Annotated in this window: 22 protein-coding genes; 14 read left to right on the plus strand and 8 right to left on the minus strand. The window is 75.1% G+C overall.

The features are described from left to right. Nucleotides 1-94 precede the first annotated feature (94 nt). Both ACEQ2X_RS20490 and ACEQ2X_RS20495 read left to right on the plus strand, forming a co-directional pair. Nucleotides 95-781 carry a hypothetical protein gene (locus ACEQ2X_RS20490; RefSeq protein WP_370327731.1) on the plus strand — a complete coding sequence of 229 codons (687 nt, stop codon included), beginning with the start codon at nt 95-97 and terminating at the stop codon, nt 779-781. A 114-nt stretch (nt 782-895) separates the two neighbouring features. Then, a complete protein-coding gene (locus ACEQ2X_RS20495; protein WP_370327732.1) occupies nt 896-1,576 on the plus strand; it encodes an SDR family oxidoreductase in 681 nt (226 codons plus the stop codon). Between the two features lie 119 nt (nt 1,577-1,695). Here the strand turns inward: ACEQ2X_RS20495 and folP are convergent, their stop codons facing one another. Further along, a complete protein-coding gene (gene folP, locus ACEQ2X_RS20500) occupies nt 1,696-2,562 on the minus strand; it encodes a dihydropteroate synthase (protein ID WP_370327733.1) in 867 nt (288 codons plus the stop codon). A 27-nt stretch (nt 2,563-2,589) separates the two neighbouring features. Between folP and ACEQ2X_RS20505 the strand changes: the two genes are divergently transcribed. Genes ACEQ2X_RS20505 through ACEQ2X_RS20530 form a run of 6 tightly spaced genes read left to right on the plus strand, consistent with a single transcriptional unit; the run spans nt 2,590 to nt 8,271 of the window. Continuing rightward, a complete protein-coding gene (locus ACEQ2X_RS20505) occupies nt 2,590-2,916 on the plus strand; it encodes a DivIVA domain-containing protein (RefSeq protein WP_370327734.1) in 327 nt (108 codons plus the stop codon). 52 nt (nt 2,917-2,968) lie between these two features. Beyond that, on the plus strand, nt 2,969-3,886 hold the full coding sequence (locus ACEQ2X_RS20510) for a hypothetical protein (protein ID WP_370327735.1): 918 nt from the start codon (nt 2,969-2,971) through the stop codon (nt 3,884-3,886). Next, complete coding sequence (locus tag ACEQ2X_RS20515) at nt 3,883-4,521, plus strand: DUF4129 domain-containing protein (RefSeq protein ID WP_370327737.1); 639 nt, start codon at nt 3,883-3,885, stop codon at nt 4,519-4,521. Before ACEQ2X_RS20510 ends, ACEQ2X_RS20515 begins: the two co-directional genes overlap by 4 nt. Beyond that, the gene (locus ACEQ2X_RS20520) at nt 4,518-5,723 is read left to right on the plus strand and encodes a DUF4350 domain-containing protein (RefSeq protein ID WP_370327738.1); all 1,206 of its coding nucleotides are present in this window, start codon (nt 4,518-4,520) and stop codon (nt 5,721-5,723) included. The genes ACEQ2X_RS20515 and ACEQ2X_RS20520 overlap by 4 nt, the downstream gene beginning before the upstream one ends. Then, the gene (locus ACEQ2X_RS20525; protein WP_370327739.1) at nt 5,720-6,703 is read left to right on the plus strand and encodes an AAA family ATPase; all 984 of its coding nucleotides are present in this window, start codon (nt 5,720-5,722) and stop codon (nt 6,701-6,703) included. Before ACEQ2X_RS20520 ends, ACEQ2X_RS20525 begins: the two co-directional genes overlap by 4 nt. Before the next feature lie 23 nt (nt 6,704-6,726). After that, nucleotides 6,727-8,271, plus strand: coding sequence for a DUF58 domain-containing protein (locus ACEQ2X_RS20530; RefSeq protein WP_370327740.1), 1,545 nt, complete (start codon nt 6,727-6,729; stop codon nt 8,269-8,271). 12 nt (nt 8,272-8,283) lie between these two features. On the opposite strand, the gene ACEQ2X_RS20535 is transcribed toward ACEQ2X_RS20530, so the two are convergent. Continuing rightward, a complete protein-coding gene (locus tag ACEQ2X_RS20535) occupies nt 8,284-8,406 on the minus strand; it encodes a hypothetical protein (protein ID WP_370327741.1) in 123 nt (40 codons plus the stop codon). Beyond that, nucleotides 8,373-9,449 carry a stage II sporulation protein M gene (locus ACEQ2X_RS20540; RefSeq protein WP_370327742.1) on the minus strand — a complete coding sequence of 359 codons (1,077 nt, stop codon included), beginning with the start codon at nt 9,447-9,449 and terminating at the stop codon, nt 8,373-8,375. Before ACEQ2X_RS20540 ends, ACEQ2X_RS20535 begins: the two co-directional genes overlap by 34 nt. Nucleotides 9,450-9,538: 89 nt before the next feature. On the opposite strand from ACEQ2X_RS20540, the gene ACEQ2X_RS20545 reads away from it, so the two are divergent. Next, complete coding sequence (locus ACEQ2X_RS20545; RefSeq protein ID WP_370327743.1) at nt 9,539-10,438, plus strand: RDD family protein; 900 nt, start codon at nt 9,539-9,541, stop codon at nt 10,436-10,438. A 20-nt stretch (nt 10,439-10,458) separates the two neighbouring features. On the opposite strand, the gene ACEQ2X_RS20550 is transcribed toward ACEQ2X_RS20545, so the two are convergent. Then, entirely contained in the window at nt 10,459-10,809 is a 351-nt protein-coding gene (locus tag ACEQ2X_RS20550; RefSeq protein WP_370327744.1) for a hypothetical protein, read from the minus strand. Between the two features lie 124 nt (nt 10,810-10,933). Further along, on the minus strand, nt 10,934-11,707 hold the full coding sequence (locus ACEQ2X_RS20555; protein WP_370327745.1) for an alpha/beta fold hydrolase: 774 nt from the start codon (nt 11,705-11,707) through the stop codon (nt 10,934-10,936). Between the two features lie 142 nt (nt 11,708-11,849). Here ACEQ2X_RS20555 and ACEQ2X_RS20560 point away from each other — a divergent pair, with 142 nt between their 5' ends. Continuing rightward, nucleotides 11,850-12,335: an SRPBCC family protein gene (locus tag ACEQ2X_RS20560; RefSeq protein ID WP_370327746.1), complete on the plus strand. Its 486-nt coding sequence runs from the start codon at nt 11,850-11,852 to the stop codon at nt 12,333-12,335. Beyond that, nucleotides 12,332-12,718, plus strand: coding sequence for a RidA family protein (locus ACEQ2X_RS20565; protein ID WP_370327747.1), 387 nt, complete (start codon nt 12,332-12,334; stop codon nt 12,716-12,718). The genes ACEQ2X_RS20560 and ACEQ2X_RS20565 overlap by 4 nt, the downstream gene beginning before the upstream one ends. A 4-nt stretch (nt 12,719-12,722) precedes the next feature. On the opposite strand, the gene ACEQ2X_RS20570 is transcribed toward ACEQ2X_RS20565, so the two are convergent. Next, complete coding sequence (locus ACEQ2X_RS20570; protein ID WP_370327749.1) at nt 12,723-13,712, minus strand: sigma-70 family RNA polymerase sigma factor; 990 nt, start codon at nt 13,710-13,712, stop codon at nt 12,723-12,725. 57 nt (nt 13,713-13,769) lie between these two features. Then, nucleotides 13,770-14,207 (minus strand): DUF3151 domain-containing protein, encoded by a 438-nt coding sequence (locus ACEQ2X_RS20575; RefSeq protein ID WP_370327750.1) that lies wholly within the window; start codon nt 14,205-14,207, stop codon nt 13,770-13,772. A 128-nt stretch (nt 14,208-14,335) separates the two neighbouring features. On the opposite strand from ACEQ2X_RS20575, the gene ACEQ2X_RS20580 reads away from it, so the two are divergent. After that, nucleotides 14,336-14,698, plus strand: a complete 363-nt coding sequence (locus tag ACEQ2X_RS20580; RefSeq protein WP_370327751.1) for a response regulator transcription factor — start codon at nt 14,336-14,338, stop codon at nt 14,696-14,698. 21 nt (nt 14,699-14,719) lie between these two features. Here the strand turns inward: ACEQ2X_RS20580 and ACEQ2X_RS20585 are convergent, their stop codons facing one another. Continuing rightward, nucleotides 14,720-15,226 (minus strand): MarR family winged helix-turn-helix transcriptional regulator, encoded by a 507-nt coding sequence (locus tag ACEQ2X_RS20585; RefSeq protein WP_370327752.1) that lies wholly within the window; start codon nt 15,224-15,226, stop codon nt 14,720-14,722. Nucleotides 15,227-15,301: 75 nt separating this feature from the next. Here ACEQ2X_RS20585 and ACEQ2X_RS20590 point away from each other — a divergent pair, with 75 nt between their 5' ends. Together ACEQ2X_RS20590 and ACEQ2X_RS20595 are read left to right on the plus strand one after the other, a co-directional pair. After that, complete coding sequence (locus ACEQ2X_RS20590) at nt 15,302-15,550, plus strand: hypothetical protein (RefSeq protein WP_370327753.1); 249 nt, start codon at nt 15,302-15,304, stop codon at nt 15,548-15,550. Beyond that, on the plus strand, nt 15,550-15,972 hold the full coding sequence (locus tag ACEQ2X_RS20595) for a VOC family protein (protein WP_372530581.1): 423 nt from the start codon (nt 15,550-15,552) through the stop codon (nt 15,970-15,972). Before ACEQ2X_RS20590 ends, ACEQ2X_RS20595 begins: the two co-directional genes overlap by 1 nt. Nucleotides 15,973-16,193: the final 221 nt, after the last annotated feature.

The raw sequence follows: 16,193 nt of genomic DNA on the forward strand, positions 1-16,193 counted from the left end.
TCGGACCGGGCCGGTCGGGACCTTGGTCCCTGGCCGCCGCGCGGTCACGGCGTCACCTGGGGTGATCCCGTGACGACCGTAGACTGGCCGCCGCATGGTTGACCAGGGCCGGATCGACCCGTTCGACCCCCGGTTCCCGGACGGCTCGAGCCCCGCCAGCCCGCCTCCGGGGGGACCGTCGCGCCCGCGCGCCCTGGTCCGCAGCCGAGGCCCGGGACCGGACCCGGACGACCCCAGGGTGCGGGTGCTCCGCGGGGCGTTCCCGCTGCTCGCCCTCGCCGCCGTCGCGGTCGTCGGGCTGGTCTTCTACAGCGGCCTGTCACCCGGCGGGTCCACGGTCGTCGTCGGTCCCGCCGACCGGGTCGCGGCCGCCGTCGAGGACCGGCCGCGCCGGGTGTGCTTCGGCGGGTCGAACCCCTGCGCCTGGCTCACCGCGGTCGACGGCCGCGTGGTCGCCTTCAACACCAACGGGCCGCTCGCCGAGGAGTACGGCCGCCAGGGCGTCGGCTGGTGCCCGAGCAGCGGCGGGTTCGGCGCCAACGCGACCGGGTCGCGCTGGGACCGGCGCGGGTTGGTCGTGGAGGGGCCCGCCCCCCGCTCCCTCGACCGGTTCAGCACGTCGGTGGACGCGGACGGCGACCTAGTCATCGACTTCGCGTCCCTGACCGCCGGGCTGGCCGACTGGCAGGTCGACGCCGCGGACCTGACGCCCCCCGACGGCCCGGACTGCGAGCAGGTGCCCTTCGACCGCGACCCGGACCTCGTGCTGGGCGGGGGGTAGCGTGCAGGCCATGGATCTCGGACTGCAGGACAAGGTCGTGGCGATCGCCGGGGGCACCTCAGGGTTGGGACGGGCCACGGCGGAGGCGATGCGCGCCGAGGGGCGACGGTCGCGGTGTGCGGGCGGGACGCCGGCAAGGTCGAGGCCGCGAGGGCCGAGGGGCTGGATGCCGCCGCGGTCGACGTGACCGACCACGGTGCGGCGCGGGCGTGGCTCGACGACGTCGCCGCGCGCCACGGCGCGCTGCACGTGCTGGTGGCGAACGCCGGCGGTCCGCCCCAGGGGATGGCGACCGCCTTCGACGTGCAGGCCTACCGCGACGCGGTGGAGCTGAGCCTCCTCAGCCTGATCAACCTGGCCCAGGCCGGCCTGCCGCACCTCCGCGACGCCGGGTGGGGCCGGATCCTCTTCGTCACGTCGAAGTCGGTGCGCCAGCCCATCCCCGCCCTCGCCCTGTCCAACACCGCCCGCATGGGCGTCGTCGGCTACGCCCGCTCGCTGGTCGCAGACCTGGCCGCACAGGACGCCGAGGCCGGCCGGCAGGGCACGGTCACCGTCAACGTCCTGGCCCCCGGCTCGACGCGGACCGGCCGGCTCGAGTCCCTCGCCGCCGGACCCGACGGGTCGGGTGACGTCGAGGAGGGCCTCGCCGGGATGGCCGCCGGCATCCCCCTCGGCCGCGTCGGCCGCCCCGAGGAGTTCGCCGCCGTCGCCACGTTCCTCGCCGGCGAGCCCGCCGCCTTCGTCACCGGCCAGGTCGTCCTCGTCGACGGCGGTGAGGTCCAGGCCCTCTGAGGTCCAGACCCTCTGAGGTCCAGACCCTCTGAGGTCCCAGCGGCGCAGCGAAGGTGGGCGCGATCGGGGCCTCCGTCGCCTGACGGCGACGTTCGGCGCGATCCTGGCCGGTCGAGCGGCTACTCCATGCCCCGCCAAGCCCGGGCCGGGGGGCGCCAGCCCATGATCGCCTCGGCCATCATGACCGCGCGCTTGGTGGCCCGGGTCTCGTGCACGCGGACCAGGCGGGCGCCGAGCAGCACCGACGCGACCGCGGCGCCGACGGAGGCGTCGACCCGCTCGCCGATCTCGAGGTCGAGCGCCTCGCCGATGAAGTCCTTGTTGGACAGCGCGACGAGGACCGGGTAGCCGAGGGCGCACAGCTCCGGGAGCCGGCGGGTCACCTCGAGGGACTGCAGGGTGTTCTTCCGGAAGTCGTGCCCCGGGTCGATGATCAGCCTGTCCGGCGCCACGCCGGCGGCCTCGGCCAGCGACGCCAGCCGGGCCAGCTCGGCGGTGATGGCCGTCGTCGCGTCCGGCACGTAGTGGTTCCGGTACGGGCGGGTGCGCACCTCCCCGCCGGAGTGCATGAGCACCATGCCGGCATCGGGGAACTCCGCCACCACGCCGGCCAGGTCGGGGTCGGCCAGCGCCGAGGTGTCGTTGATGATGTCCGCGCCCGCCTCGAGCGCCGCCCGGGCGACGCGGGGCCGGAACGTGTCGATGCTGAGCACCGCCGACGAGCGGGCGCGGAACGCCTCGACGAAGGGGATGATGCGGTCGAGCTCGTCGGACTCGCTGACGTCCTCACCCGGACCGGCCTTCACCCCGCCGACGTCGAGGATGTCCGCGCCGTCGGCCACCTGCGCGAGGGCGTGGTCCACGGCGGCCTCCAGCCCGAACGTCCGCCCCTCGTCGTAGAAGCTGTCCGGCGTCCGGTTCACGATGGCCATCACCGCGACCTCTGTGTCGAAGTCGAACGTCCGGGTCGGGAAGGTCATCCGCATGCCAGCCGGTATCGTGCCCCACACGTCATGATCCCCATCGTCTGCGTGTCCATCGTCCTCGCCGGCCTGCTGGTCTGGGCGCTGTACGCCGAGGTCGTCCCGCCGCGCGCCCGCTTCGTCCCCGCCCGGCTGGAACCCACCCTCACCGGTGCGGACATCCGCCGGCACGACTTCCCCCTGGTCGTGGCGGGCTACGACCCGCGGTGGGTGGACGCCCACCTCCGCCAGATCGCGGCGATCCACGACCACCTGCGCCAGACCGCCGGCACGTCCCCGCCGCCGACGACCACCAGGGACCTCGCGGCTGCCGCCGCCATGGAGCCCCACCCGCCGGCTTCGGTCCTCGATGGCTGATCAGCCCGGTGCCTGGGGAGGGGGTCCCCGCCCCGAGGGACCCCCGCCGCCCGTGGCCCCCTCCCGCCCCGCGTACGACACCACCCGCGGGGTCGTGGAGGTCCGGCCGCTGCGCTTCACCGACATCCTCGACGGGTCCTTCGCGGTCTTCCGCGCCGGGCTGCGGCCCATGGTCGCGCTGGTCCTCGCGGTCATGGTCCCCCTCCAGCTCGTCACCGCCTTCGTGCAGCGGGAGGCCCTGGTCCTCGGCGTCAGCGGCATCCTCGACGATCCGACCGGCGCCCAGATCCTGCTCGGCGAGGGCGGGGTGACCGGCGCGACCGTCCTGTCGCTCGTCGTGCAGTTCGTCGTCACCCCCGTCCTCGCCGGGGCGCTCGCCCACGCCGCCGGACAGGTCGCGTCCGGACGCCCCGCGGACCTCCGACGCTCGACCGGCGTCGCCGTGCGCAGGGCCGGGTGGCTCGTCGGCGCGGCGGTGGGGTTCCTGATCGCCCGGGGCCTGCTGCTCGGGTTCGCGGTGCTGGCCGGGGTCGCCGGCGTCGCCCCGCTGGTCGCCGTCTTCATCGTGCTCGGCGTCATCGCGGCCATCGGGCTGACCCCGCTGGTCGCCGTGGTCACCCCGGCGGTGGTGCTCGAGGACGGCTCCGGCGCGGACGCGATCCGCCACGGCATCACCCTCGCGCGCCGCGCCTACTGGCGCACCGCCGGGGTGGTCGTCGGCACCAGCTTCGTCTTCAACCTCATCGCCGTCCTGCTGGCCGGGATCCCCAACGCGATCGGCATCATCGGCGGGCTGGGCTTCGCCTGGGTCCTGATCGCCGCCGCCAACGTCCTCAGCCAGCTCATCGTCGTCCCCCTCACCGCGGCCGCCATGGTGCTGCTCCACAGCGACCTGCGGATCCGCCAGGAGGGCCACGACTTCGACGTCATCCTCGACCAGATGCGCGCCGCCGCAGGAGCGCGGCCGTGATCGGCCTCCTCGCCCAGGCGGACCCCGACACCATCCGGCGCACGGCCGAGGAGGTGCTGAGCCAGGCCGACTACGCCGAGGCCGGCGGCCCGTCCCTCCTCGACCGCGCCCTGCAGGCCGCGCTGGAGCAGCTCGGACGGCTGCTGCTCCGCTTCGACGGCGACGGCGGCGCGGGATCGATCGTCGCGGCCCTGGCCCTGGTCGCCATCGTGCTCGCCCTGCTGACCGCCGTGGTCGTGTTCCTCGGCAGGCTGCGACGCGGCGCGACCGTGTCGACCGTCGTCACCGGCCCGATCGGGCGGACGCCGGTGTCCTGGGCCGACGAGGCCGAGCGGCACCTCCGCGAGGGCGCCTACCGCGAGGCGCTCCGCTGCCGGTACCGCGAGACCCTCGCGGTCCTCGCCGCCGCCGACCTGGTGGACGAGGTGCCCGGCCGGACCACCGGCGAGTACCTCCACGCAGTCACCACGGCCCTGCCGGCCGCCGCCGACCCCTTCGCCACCCTCACCGGTCGCTTCGAGGACGTCTGGTACGGCGGTGTCGCCGTCGACGTCGACGACCTCGCCGCCGTCCACGCCCTGCAGGCGCGGATCGTCGACGCGGTCCCGCGCCGCACGGTCGGCGCCGGCCGGTGAGCGCACCCGCGCACCCGGCCGGGACGAGCCGCCGCCAGGTGCTCCTCCGGTACCTCCTCGGTGCGATCGTCGTCGTCGTGCTCGTCGTCGCGATCGGTCCGCGCGGCCGGTCCGGCCCGCCCCTCGACCCGCGGTCGACCAGCCCGGTGGGGACCCGCGGGATCGTCGAGGTCCTCGAGCGCCTCGGCGTCGACGTGCGCGTCGACGACGGCGCCCCGACCGGCGACGACGGCGTCGCCCTGGTCATCACCGACGGCCTGTCCGACGCCCAGCGCGGGGCGGTCACCGACTGGGTGGCCGACGGCGGGCGCCTCGTCCTGGCCGACCCGTTCAGCGACCTCGCCCCCGACCTGACCGGCGTCACCAGCATCGCCTTCACCGAGCCCACGATCGAACCGGACTGCGACGACCCGCTCGTCGACGGGGTCGACCGGGTCGCGGTGCAGGGCGGCTCGGTCTTCGACCTGGGGCCGGACGCGACGGGCTGCTTCCCGCGCAACGACGGCCACTGGATGGTCCGCACGCCGCGGGGGGAGGGGGAGGTCATCAGCATCGGCGGGCCGTTCACCCTCACGAACCAGCTGCTCGACGTCGAGGACACCGCCGTGCTGCTGGTCAACCTCCTCACCCCCGAGGGGGAGGCGGACCTGCACGTGATCACGCCGGACGACCCGGCGGGGGCGGGGGCGGGGGAGGGGCTCGCCGACCTCCTCGGCGACCAGGTGGCCTACGCGCTGCTCCAGCTCCCCCTGGCCTGGCTCGCCCTGGTCTGGTGGCGGGCGCGCCGCCACGGCCGGCCGGTCGGCGAGACCACCCCGGTGCGCATCGAGGCCGCCGAGACGACGGTCGCCGTCGGCAACCTGCTGTCCCGCGCAGGGCGGGCCCCTGAGGCCGCGGCGATCATGCGGGCCCACGTCCACCGCCAGCTCACCCAGCGCCTGGGCATCCCCGCCGTCGACGACCCCGAGACCTTCGTCACGATCGCCGCGGCCCGCACCGACCTCACCGCCGAGACGCTCCGCAGCCTCCTGCTCGCGCCGCTCCCGACCGACGACGCCGGACTGGTCCGCTACGCCAACGCGGCGGCGTCGACCGTCGCCCGGATCCGCCAGCGCCAGACCGCCGACCCGCGGGACGGCAGCACCGCCGCACCGCCGACCAGCCCGCACCCGTCCACGACCACAGGAGCCCCGTCCCCGTGAGCGACATCCCCCCCGCGCCGTCCGATCCCCGCGCCGCGATCATCGCGGTCCGCGACGAGGTGGCCAAGGTGGTGGTCGGCCAGGGCGGCGCCGTCTCCGGGCTGCTGGCCGCCCTGCTGGTCCGCGGCCACGTGCTGCTCGAGGGCGTCCCCGGCACGGCCAAGACCCTGATGGTGTCGGCCCTCGGCGCCGCCCTGGACCTGCACCAGGCGCGCGTGCAGTTCACGCCCGACCTCATGCCCTCTGACGTGCTCGGCCAGAACGTCTACGACGCGGAGGCGACGTCGCTGCAGGGGGCGTTCAGGTTCCGACAGGGTCCGGTGTTCACCAACCTGCTGCTGGCCGACGAGATCAACCGCACCCCGCCGCGGACCCAGGCGGCGCTCCTCGAGGCGATGGAGGAACGACGCGTCACCGTCGAGGGGACCCCACGCGACCTGCCCGTCCCGTTCCTCGTGGTGGCCACCCAGAACCCCGTCGAGTACGAGGGCACCTACCCGCTGCCCGAGGCCCAGCTCGACCGCTTCCTGTTCAAGCTGATCGTCGGCTACCCCAGCACGGCGGACGAGCAGACGGTGCTGGCCCGCCACGACGCGGGGATGGACCCCCACGCGGTGCGCGAGAGCGGGGTGCGGCCCGTCGCGGGCGCCGCCGAGCTCGACGCCGCCCGCCAGCAGGTCGCCGCCATCCGGACCGACCCGTCGGTGCTCGGCTACATCGTCGCCCTGGCCGATGCGAGCCGGCAGTCCCCGTCACTGACCCTCGGCATCAGCCCGCGCGGATCGACCATGCTGCTGAAGGCGGCGAAGGCGTGGGCGTGGCTGTCCGGTCGCACCTACGTCACCCCCGACGACGTCAAGGCGATGGCCCTGCCGGCCCTGCGGCACCGGGTGCAGGTCCGCCCCGACGTCGAGCTCGAGGGCGGCGACGCCGACACCGTCCTCCAGGGCATCCTGGCCGCGGTGCCGGTGCCCCGCTGAGCTCGGCTCCCGAGCCCGACGTGATGCGCGCCCCCACCGCCCCGACGCCCCCGCCGCCCGCGCCGGGGACCCCCACCCCTCCACCGGGGGAGGGGGAGCGGTCCGCTGCCGACGACCCGACCGCCGGGGAGGTGCCGACCGCGCCGTCCGGACGTGCCTGGCCCGTCCCGACGTGGCGGGTCGCCGCGGCGCTGGTCGCCGTCGGGTTGGCGCTCCTGCCGTTCGGGACCGGGGCGGGGGTGGTGTGGTTGGTGGGCGACCTCGTGGTCCTCGTCGCCTGCGCGGTCGCCTGGGCGCTGGCGCCGGCGCCGTCGCGGATCGGCATCCGCCGAGAGGTCGACGACGTGCTCGTGCTCGACGCGACGTCGACGCTGCGCTGGACCATCCGGAACCCGGTCGGGCGCGCGCTGGTCGTCGACGTGGCCGACGCCCTCCCGGGGTCGTTGCGGGTGGGCGACCGCCGCGGCCGGCTGGTCGTGCCGGCCCGCGGTCGGCGCAGCGCGGCGCGGGAGGTGACCCCGGCCCGGCGGGGCACGATCGGGCTCGGCGCGATCACGCTGCGCGTCCACGGACCGCTCGGGCTCGTGATGCGCCAGGCCGACGTCGACGTGGCCCGCACGATCCGCGTCCACCCTGCCTTCCCCTCGCGCGACACCGCCGAGCTCGCGCTGCAGCAGGCCCGCCGCCAGGCCGAGGGGTTGCGCACCGTCCGCCTGCGCGGGCAGGGCACGGACTTCGAATCCCTGCGGGAGTACACCCCGGACGACGAGAGCCGCCGCATCGACTGGGCTGCGACGGCCCGGGCCCTCAAGCCGATCGTCCGCACCTACCGGGCCGAGCGGAACCAGCACGTCCTCATCCTGCTCGACCACGGCCGGACGATGGCCGGGCGGATGGGCCGCGACGCGGTCGACGACGATGTCGCACCGGGAGGTGCGCGAGCAGGTGTCGCACCGGGAGGTGCGCGAGCAGGAGTCGCACCGGGAGGTGCGCGGGCAGGTGTCGCACCGCGGCTGGAGCACGCCATGGACGCCGCGATGGCGCTGACGCGCGTGGCCACCGGCATGGGCGACCGGGTCGGGCTGGTCACGTTCGCCGACGTCGTCGGCGCCTCCGTCCCGCCGCGGACCGGCACGGCGCAGCTGGCCCGGATCACCCAAGCGCTCGCCGACGTCCCGGTCGAGCTGGTCGAGCCCGACTACGCCGCGGCGTTCGCCGAGGCGCTCGTCCGCCACCGCCGTCGCGCGCTGGTCGTCGTGCTCACCGACCTGTCCGCGGCGCCGGTCACCGAGTCCCTCGCACCGGCCGTCCCGCTGCTGTCCCGCCGCCACCTGCTGCTGGTCGCCAGCCCGGCGGACCCGTCGGTGCGTGCGTGGACCACCCGTCCGCCGCGGGACGCCACCGCCGCGTACCGGATGGCCGCCGCGCTGCGGGCCGAGGCCGACCGGCGTCGCAGCGCCCGGCTGCTGCGGGGCCTCGGGGCGCAGGTCGTCGACGACCCGCCGACGCGCCTGCCGCTCAGGCTGATCGACGCGTACCTCGACCTGAAGGCCGCCGGCCGGCTGTGACTGCGTCCCGGGTCAGCGGGTCGCGCCCCGGTTCCACACCCGGATCGCGCCCATGACCGCCTCGCGGCGGGTGATGTCGGCGTTGTAGGTCAGGTCGTAGATCAGGTCGCCGAAGAACGTCCAGAGCTTGTCCATCGGGACAGATCATTGACCGATCGGGCAGTCGGCAACCCTCCCGCGGGGATCGGATCCCACAGCGGCCGGTCGGCCTGGCCGATCGTGCCCGTCAACCCCCTCGCCCCGACGGCCCGGCCCACCCCGATCCAGTAGGCCAGGAAGGCCGCCTCGGCGACGACGCCGACGCCGACCCGGACCCACGTCGGCAGCGGCGCGCCGGTGACGAACCCCTCGATCAGCGCGGCGATCCCGAAGACGACGACCAGGCCGGTGACCACGGTGATCGCGCGGCTGGCCATCTGCCGCAGCGACTCCCCGCGGGTGGCGTCGCCGGGGGCGATCCAGGACCACCCGAGCGCGAGGCCCATCCCCGCGGCGACGAACACCGCGGTCAGCTCGAGCAGCCCGTGGGGGGTGATGACCCCCCAGAACACCTCGCCGACGCCGCGGGCGTGGAACAGCCCGCCGGCGAGGCCGACGTTGGCCGCGTTGATGATCAGCACGTACACCGTCGGGAGGCCGGCGGCGATGCCGACGACGAAGGCGAGGAACCCGACCTGGATGTTGTTCAGCCCGACCTCGGCGAAGAACTGGCCCGACGGCCGGTCGGAGTAGTACTCGACGAAGTCGCCGGCGACCAGCGCGTCCTGCACCGCCGGCGGGATGGCGGCGTCGAGGGCCCGCGGCGACTGCGCCACCCAGGTCCCCAGGCCGACGGCGACGCCGACGAAGATCACCGCCGCGGTGACGATGTACCACCGCAGGTGCCACAGGGCCGCCGGGAAGGTCTCGGTGAAGAACCGGGCGATCTGGGCGAGGGTCCGGGGGCGGCTCCCGTACAACGTCGCGCCGGCGGTGGCGACCAGTTGTGAGAGGCGCGCGGTCAGGTCCGGGTCGGCGTACACGGTGCGCGCCATGGACAGGTGGGTCGAGGTGCGCTGGTAGTCCGCCACGAACGTGGCCACGTCGTCCGCGCTCAGCTGCGAGGGGTTACGGTTGGCGAGCGCGTCGAGGCGCTGCCAGGTCGGCTGGTGCGTCGCGACGAAGCGGTCCAGGTTCACGCCACCACGCTACGCCCGGGAGGGGTCACATCACGACGACGGAGGAGGGGGCGGCCGGCCGCCGGTCCGCCCTGTACACCCCGGAGGCGGTGCGCGTCGACCTGCCGCTGGCGGACGTCGGCAGCCGTGCCCTGTCGATCCTGATCGACCTGTTCCTGATGGCGACGGTGCTGTACATCCTCGTGCTGCTCGCCGTGGCGGCCGTCGGGGCGTTCACCCTCGCCAGCGGGGGCGGGCCGGCGTGGCCGCTCATCGTCGTCATCCTGGTGCTGAACTTCCTCGTCCTGTGGGGGTACCCCGTCGGGTCCGAGACCCTCTTCGGCGGCCGCAGCGCCGGGAAGGCCGCGCTCGGCCTGCGGGTGGTGACCACCGACGGCGCGCCCGTCCGCTTCCGCCACGCCGCGATCCGCGGGCTGTTCGCGTTCGTCGACTTCTACCTGTTCCTCGGCATCCCGGCCGTCGTCACCGCCCTCGTCACCCGGAAGGGTCAGCGGCTCGGGGACCTCGCCGCCGGAACGGTCATCATCCGCGACCGGACCGGCACCAGCCCCGCCGACCAGGTCGTCTTCTGGCAGGTGCCGCCCGCCCTGCGCGGGTACGCCTCGACGCTGGACGTCCGCGGGTTGAACGCCGCCGACTACGCGCTCGTCCGGCGGTTCCTGCTGCGCGCCGGGTCGCTGCAGCCCGCGCACCGCGCGCGGGTCGCGACGGACCTCGCCACCGCGATGGCCGACCGGATGCGGCACCGGCCGCCGGCGGGCACCCACCCCGAGGCGCTCCTGCTGTGCATCGCGGCGCTGCTGCAGGCCCCGACCCTCCGCGGTCCGGGTGCTGCCCCCCCGCCGCCCGGCCCACGACCGGCGGCGACGCCACCGCCGAGCAGCGCGTCGCCCGGACCCCCCTTCCCCCGCGCCCCCCTCCCGAGCCCTGGGGCCCCTCGCCCCACCCCGCCACCTGCGGGGGACGGGCCCTTCGCCCCGCCCTCCTGACGCCGGGCGCCGGGCGCCGGTCAGACGCTGGTCAGGTCCCGCGCGGCCGCGGCGGCCTGCGCCCGCAGCGCCGACGCGCGGCGCTGCTCGGCCCAGGTGAGCAGCCGGGTGGTGAGCTCGGGATCCTCCTGCCCCCAGGTCGAGCGGAGGCGGCCGTGGACCTCCGGCACGCCGGCCAGCACGTCGACGAGCGAGGCCTGGTGAGCCGCGAGGTGCGACAGCGGCGTCAGCCGCAGCAGCCGGGTCACTGCCCGGATGACGTCGGGGTCGCCGTTGTGGAGGGCGACCAGCAGCAGGGGATCGCGGGCGGTGAAGCGGGAGTAGACGTCGTCGGTGGACATGACCGCGCTCGGCTCTCGGAGGGCGGGCACCGGCGGTGGCCGCCTGAGGTGGGTGGACGCCGACAGCATCGACGATCGCCGCGCCCAACCGGAGGCCATCTCCGAAGATGCCCCGTACGGCCTAGTCCCGCGGAGGGGGCTTGAGGAGATCAGGTCAGGTCAGGAACTCGAGGATGGCCGCGGCCAGGGCGTCGGGCTGCTCCAGCATCACCCAGTGCGCCGCGGTCGGGATCACCTTGACCCGCGACACGGGGATCTGGGCGTGCAGCTCCTCGGTCATCGCGATCGGCGTCGAGCGGTCGTGGTCCCCGACGACGAGGAGCGTGGGCTGACCGATGTCCTCGCGTGCGATGCGGGGCATGGAGGTGAGCGCCCGGCAGCTCCGCGCGTAGGCCGTCGGGTCGTTGCGCAGGTACATGTCGCGGGCGAGGCCGACGAGCTGGGGCAGCTTCGCCTGCGTGCGGGGCGCGAGCGCACCGGCCAGCCACTGGTCGACGATCGGGTCGAGCCCGTCCGCCTCCACCGCGTCCGCGCGCTGCTCGTACGCGGCCTTCGTCTCCGGCTCGAACCAGGAGATGCCGCCGACCAGCACCAGCTGGTCGATCGCCTCGGGCCGGTCGAGCGCCGCATGCTCGGCGACGAGGGAGCCCAGGGAGTGGCCGACCAGCGTGACGGGCGGCAGCTCGAGGGCGCTGATCAGCGCGTTGACGTCCTGGGCCCACTGCTGGACGGAGTACCCGCCGGAGCTGACGTCGCTGCGGCCGTGCCCGCGCAGGTCGAGGGCGACCACGTGGTGGTGCACGCTGAGGGTCTCGATCACCCCCCACCAGGTGTGGAGGCTGCCGCCGAGGCCGTGGACGAGGACCACGGGGGGGCCCTCGCCCTTGGACACGTAGTGGTGCTGGACGCCGTTGAGCTCGATGAACATGGGAGGGTGCTTCCTTGGGAGGTCTCGGTGGGTCCCTCGCGTGCCACGACGGGCACCGCAGCGGAGGGGGAGGGGCACGGCCGCGGGCAGGCGGCACCGCGTCGCCGTTGGGTTCGGCCGACCTGGGTACCCTGCCGGCCAGATGGCAAGAGTAGAGGAACGGATCCACATCCATCGACCGGTGGACCACGTCTGGTCGGTCCTGATCGACTGGGAGGCCCAGAGCGAGTGGATGCTCGACGCCCGGTCGGTGTCGGTGACGAGCCCGCACCGCGAGGGCGTCGGCGTGACCCTGAGGGTCCCCACCGACATCGCCTTCGGGGTCGTCGTGACCGACGAGATGGAGGTCACCGGGTGGGAGGAGCACCGCCGGATCGCCGTCCGCCACACCGGCCGCATCATCGTCGGCACCGGCGCCTTCGAGCTCGCCCCGACCCGACGGCCCGGCGGGAAGGGGGGGACGATCTTCACCTGGTACGAGGACATCGACCCGCCCCTCGGACGCCTGGGCGAGCTTGTCACCCGCCACGTCGTCGTGCCCTACGTCGCGGCGGTCTTCCGCCGCAGCCTGCGGGCGCTGAAGGCGGTCGCCGAGGGGGACCCGGCCCGCGCGGGGCGCGCGCGGTGAGCGTCCAGCGGCGGCGGGTCGCCAGCGGCTCGCCCTACGAGGGCCCGATCGGGTTCTCGCGCGCGGTGCGCGTCGGCGACCGCATCGAGGTGGCCGGGACCGCGCCGGTGTGGCCCGACGGCAGCTGCCCGTGTGACCCGGAGGTCCAGGCCGACCGGTGCTTCGCGATCGCCCTCGACGCCCTGGCGCAGGCCGGCGGGACGGCGGCCGACGTCGTGCGCACCCGGATGTACCTGACCGACCCGGACGACTGGGAGGCCGTCGGACGGGCGCACGGGCGTCACTTCTCCGACGTCAGGCCGGTGGCGACGATGGTGGTCGTCGCCGGCCTGCTCGACCCCCGGTGGAAGGTCGAGGTCGAGGTGTCCGCCGTGGTCGGCTGAACCGTCAGCCCTCGAGGCGCGCCGGCAGCCCGTAGTCGGTGAACCGGTCGGGGTACAGGAAGTTGTGGTGGCCGACGACCTGTCCGCCGCTCACCTCGACGACCTGGATCCCGAAGGGCTCCCACAGCCCCGGACGCACCAGCTTGTAGTTGCCGAACCCCGCCGTGCCGTTCAGCGCGATCGGGACCAGGCGTCCGCCGCGGCAGCCGGCGCCCTCGTTGAGGAACCAGCCAGCCACGTCGTCCGGGCCGGTCAGCCACAGGTCGAACGGCGGCATGGAGAGCACCACGTCGTCGCGCATCATCGAGACCAGCTCGTCGACGTCGTAGCGGTGCCACGCGTCCAGCCAGCGCTCGACGAACGCCGCGTGCTCGGGCTGGTCGACGGGATCGAGCGGCTCGCCCTGCAGGCTGGCCATGGTCGCGCGCGCCCGCTGGAGCGCCGAGTTGATCGACGCGGTGCTGGTCTCGAGCAGGGCGGCAGCCTCTGCGGCCTTCCACTTGAGGACCTCGCAGAGGATCAGCGCGGTGCGCTGCTTCGGCGGCAGGTGCTGGACCGCGGCGACGAACGCGAGCCGGATGCTCTCGCGCGACTCGGCGACCGCGGCCGGGTCGCCGTCACCCCCCACGACGGCCTCGTCGGCGATCGGCATGACCCAGGCGTGCTCGTCCCGCGGCTCGCCCAGCTGCGCCTGCGCCCGCGGCGTCGACGGGCCCAGGTCCATCGGACGGGCACGCCGCTGGGGGCTGCGGTGCATGTCGATGCAGACGTTGTGGGCGATGCGGTACAGCCACGTCCGCAGCGAGGCCCGCCCCTCGAACGCGTCGATCCGCTGCCACGCCCGCAGCATCGTCTCCTGCACCGCGTCCTCGGCCTCGGCGGGGGAGCCGAGCATCCGGTAGCAGTAGCCGGTCAGCTCACGGCGGTGGGCCTCGAGCAGGTCCTCGAGCGCGTGGCCGGCGTCGGCGCCGGTGGGCACGTCGGTGGTGGTCATGGCCGCAGCCTATGGCGGGGGTGCGACAGGTGGAACCCCTCCCCCGGCCGGGTCCGCCTACGCGTCCGCGACGCCCAGCGGGTCGTCGGGGTCGAGCTGCAGGAGGAAGTCCCGGCAGCGCTCGGGCTCCCCGGCCTCGCCGATCGCCAGTGCGGCGCGGCGCAGCGCGTCGAGTGCGCGCAGGAAGCCGCGGTTGGGCTCGTGCGCCCACGGCACCGGCCCCTGGCCGCGCCACCCCGCCCGCCGGATGGCGTCGAGGCCGCGGTGGTAGCCGACGCGCGCGAACGCGTAGCCGGCCACCGGGTCACCGGCGTCGAGCGCCTGGTCGGCGAGGTCGGCCCACGCGGGGAGGAACTCGGGGTGCGCGGCGGCCACCTCGCGCAGGCCGGCGACCGGGTCGTCGGACCTGTGGGCGGCGTCGAGCGCCTCGACCGCGTCGGCGGGCCAGGGCGGGAGGTGGGTGGTCGGGACGCCGTGCAGCGGGAGTTCGGGCATGGCCCACGTGATACCACGACCCGCAGCTGCGTCCCGCGGCCCGCGCCGCCGCCGCGATCCCGCGGGGGTGCGGCTGTAGGATCTGCGCACGCACCGCACAGCGGAGGGATCGAGTCGTGGCACGAGTGATGGCAGTCGATGACGATCACGTCATCCGTGGCCTCCTCGAGGTGAACCTCGAGATGGAGGGCCACGACGTCGTCACCGCCGTGGACGGGAGGGACGCGCTCGAGAAGGTCCAGACCGATCCGCCCGACCTGATCCTCCTCGACGTGATGATGCCGAACGTGAACGGCTGGCAGGTCGCCGAGACCCTCAAGCAGGACCCTCGCACGCGCACCATCCCGATCATCTTCCTGTCGGCGCGGGCGATGGAGGCCGACGTGCGCAAGGGCACCGACCTCGGCGTGCAGGCCTACGTCACCAAGCCCTTCGACCCGATCGACCTGATGGAGCTCGTCAACCGGCTCATCGCCGAGCACGCGGCGTAGCGCCGCCGCCGCCCGGCCCGGTCACCCCCCGTCGGCGTCGGCGCGGTCGACCTCCACGGCGACGAGGAGGGTGCGCAGGTCCTCGGCGAGGCGCGCCCGCACCTCGCCGGGTACGGCCTCGAGCAGGCCGTTCTCGACGTCGAGGAGTCTGCGGACGACCTCCGGGGCGAGCTGCCGGCCACGCGGCGTGAGGGTGAGCACGCGCCCCCGGCGGTCCTCCGGATCGGGGGCGCGGGAGAGCAGGCCCTCGGCTTCGAGCCGGTCGAGGCGGGGGGTCAGCGTCCCCGACCCGATCATCATCGTCGAGCGCAGGTCGCGCGGGCGGAGCCCCTCGGGGTGGCGCCACAGGCTCGCGAGCACGTCCACGTCGGCGGTCGACAACCCGGTGTCCCGGATCGCCGCGGCCCGCCTGACCTCCGCCAGCAGCTCGAGCCGCGAGATGCGCCCCAGGACGGCCATGCCCCGGAGGTCCCAGTCGGGGTGCCGGGCGCCCCACGCCGCGACGACCTCGTCCACGTCATCAGCCATGCCGTCACGCTAGACCGCACGGCGGCGGTTGACAGTCGATTTCGACAGACCTACTATGTCGATATCGACAGACCTGTGGCTCCGATCGGAGCCGACCAGGACGAGGAGGCCGTGATGATGTCGATCCCCACCTTCGGGAGGACCCACCCCCTGGCCCGCGCCCGTGCCGCGGACCTCGCGTTCTCCGCCCTGCCCGACGCCCCGGTCGTGCCCGAGCGCCGGTCCCGGTCCGACCGGGTGCGCGAGGCGCTCGGCCACGGCCTGCGCCACGTGCGATGGCACGGCCGGCGGCCCTCGCCCGCCCCGACGCCCTGCCCCGCGTAGTGGCCGGACGCACGGGCCCGGGCGTGGACGAGCTGCGCCTGGTGCTGACCGTCGACGACTTCGACACCGCCGTCCACCTGTACCGGGACGTGCTCGGCATGCCGGCCGTCCCGGCGGTCTCGTCGGCGGGCGGCCGGGTCGTGATCCTGGAAGCCGGACGCGCCACGCTCGAGCTGGCCGACCCCGCCCACGCCGCCTACATCGACGGGGTCGAGGCGAGCGAGCGGCCCGCCGGCGGCGTCCGCATCGCCCTCCGCGTCGGGGACGTGGCGGGCACGACCGAGTTGGTCCGCCGAGCCGGGATCGAGTCCCTCGCCCCACCCACGCCGACGCCGTTCCACTCGACCAACGCCCGCTTCGAGGGCCCCGGCGGGGTGCAGCTGACGCTCTTCCAGCCGGACGCCCCCACGTCGGGGACCTGACCCGCACGCCGTCATCGCCCCGTGGGGGCCTGGCGGGTGCGTCGTGCCGCCGCCGCGTCGCGTCATCGCCCCGTGGGTGCCTGGCGGGTGCGTCGTGCCGCCGTCGCCTCCCGTCATCGCCCCGTGGGTGGCTGGCGGGTGGGTCGTGCCGCCGTCGCCTCGCGTCATCGCCCCGTGGGGGCCTGACGGGCAGACGCCGACACCGTCGGGTCCCGTCACCG

Source organism: Euzebya sp. (assembly GCF_964222135.1).
In the GTDB taxonomy this organism is placed as follows: Bacteria; Actinomycetota; Nitriliruptoria; order Euzebyales; family Euzebyaceae; genus Euzebya.